The organism is Streptomyces sp. SID14478 (assembly GCF_010548525.1).
Taxonomy (GTDB): Bacteria; Actinomycetota; Actinomycetes; order Streptomycetales; family Streptomycetaceae; genus Streptomyces.
This window is the reverse complement of record NZ_JAAGMG010001124.1, coordinates 1-1,879: the sequence shown is the minus strand read 5'-3', so window position 1 is coordinate 1,879 and position 1,879 is coordinate 1. Positions and strand designations below refer to the sequence as shown.

At 70.9% G+C, this 1,879-nt stretch carries 2 pseudogenes; both read right to left on the bottom strand.

Annotated elements, in window-relative coordinates:
* Positions 1-465: pseudogene (locus G3I40_RS36175) on the bottom strand (Toxic cation resistance protein); the annotation flags it as partial.
* 225 nt (positions 466-690) lie between these two features.
* Positions 691-1,879, bottom strand: a pseudogene (locus G3I40_RS36170) (hypothetical protein); the annotation flags it as partial.

The window sequence follows — 1,879 nt, the reverse complement described above, 5'->3', positions numbered from 1 at the left end:
CGCGACCGGAGTGGCGGGCTCGGCCGGGGCCGCTGCCTCGGCGGGGGTGTCCGCCTTCGCCTTCGCCGGGGTCTCGGGGGCGGTGGCCTCCGGGGCGGCGGGTTCGTCGTCCTTCGCCGGGGCGGCAGCCGCCCCGGTCCCGGCCTCGGCATCCACCGAAGCCGTGTCCGGTCCGACGTGCTCCGTGCCCACCGGCCGCGCCGGCTTCGGCACCGTGATGTTGTCGAAGGCCGCGGCGACCAGGTCGTCCGCCTCGGCGCCCTTCGACGGCGCGGGCACCTTCGGCTTCTCGGCCGGGGCCGAGGTCGCGTTCGATGCCGGCGTCGGCGTCGGCGTCGTCGTGGACACGTCCGGCTCCGACGACGGTGCCGGAAGCGTGACGTCCGGTTCCGCCGCGGCAGCGGATTCCGTGTCCTTCTTACGGGACCGCCCGAACGCGTTCCGCAGCAGATCCAGAATGCCCATGTGCGCAACCTTCCGCATGAGTTGGTCCCCAAAGTCCCTGGAACCCCTGGCCAGGGCGGACACGTAAGGTTAGCCGCCACGGACCGTGATCTTCGGCAGGGCCGGTCCGATCGGCCGAGCGCACCTCACGCGGAAAGGCTGTCGGGGCCTCCCCCGAGGGGGCCCCAACAGCCTTTCCTTGCCGCTCCGTTACGTCGGTCGCTTCCTGCGCTTGCTTCGCGTCGGTCAGTTGTTGTGCTTGCGGCGGTAGATCGAGAAGCCCAGACCGGCCGCGCCCAGCGCCGCCGCACCGGCGCCCGCGGCGATCAGCGGGGTCTCGTCGGAGCCGGAGGTGTGCGCCGTGACGTTCTCCGCGCCCGCCTTCACGCCGCCCTGCGGCAGCGTGCGCCCGCCGTCGGTGGTCCGGGGCGTGGTGTGCGGGGCGGTCCCGTGGCCGTTCTGGTGGGTGGTGCCGTGCTTGCCGGAGCCGTCGAGCCACGACGTGACCGCGCCGGTCGGCTTCAGGGCGACGTGCAGCCCGTTGTTCTGGCCGTACGCCGTCTTGTTGTGGGCGTCGAGGGTGTCGAGCTTCTTGCCGTGGGCGTAGATGTCGGCCTGGTAGTGGGACGGGCCCACCTTGTAGACCTTGGCGATCGAGACGCCGTCGGCCAGCTTCACCGTCTTGACGTAGGTACGGCCCGGGGTCGGCTTGGGCGCCGGGACCTTCTTGGCGGTGATCGTGCCGTCGCTGGTGAGCGTGAACGTGTAGCCGCCCAGCTTGGTGGAGTTGCTGCCGTTGTACGCCTTGATGTGGCCCTTGACCTTGCCGTGCTGGGCGAGTTCGGCGCGGGCGGAGCGGGCCGAGGCGTTCACCTCGACCTTGGCGGTCCAGCCGTCGGAGAACTTCGTGGTGCCCTTGGTGACCCAGCCGCCGACGACCGGGGGCTTCGCGTCCTTCTTGGCGGTGATGGTGCCGTCGCTGGTGAGCGTGAACGTGTAGCCGCCCAGCTTGGTGGACTTGGAGCCGTTGTAGGCCTCCAGCTTTCCCTTGGCGTGGCCGTTCTGGGATATCTGGGCGCGGGCGGAGCGGGCGGAGGCGTTGACGTCGACCTTGGCGGTCCAGCCGTCGCCGAGGTTCACGGTGCCCTTGGAGACCCAGTCGCCGGGCTTCGGGGGCTGGGTGTCCTTCTTGGCGGTGATGGTGCCGTCGCTGGTGAGCGTGAAGGTGTAGCCGCCCAGCTTGGTGGACTTGGAGCCGTCGTACGCCTCCAGGCTGCCCTTGGCGGCGCCGTCCTGGGATATCTGGGCGCGGGCCGAGCGGGCCGAGGCGTTCACGTCGACTTTCGCGGTCCAGCCGTCGCCGAGGTTCACGGTGCCCTTGGAGACCCAGTCGCCGGGCTTCGGGGGCTGGGTGTCCTTCTTGGCGGTGATGGTG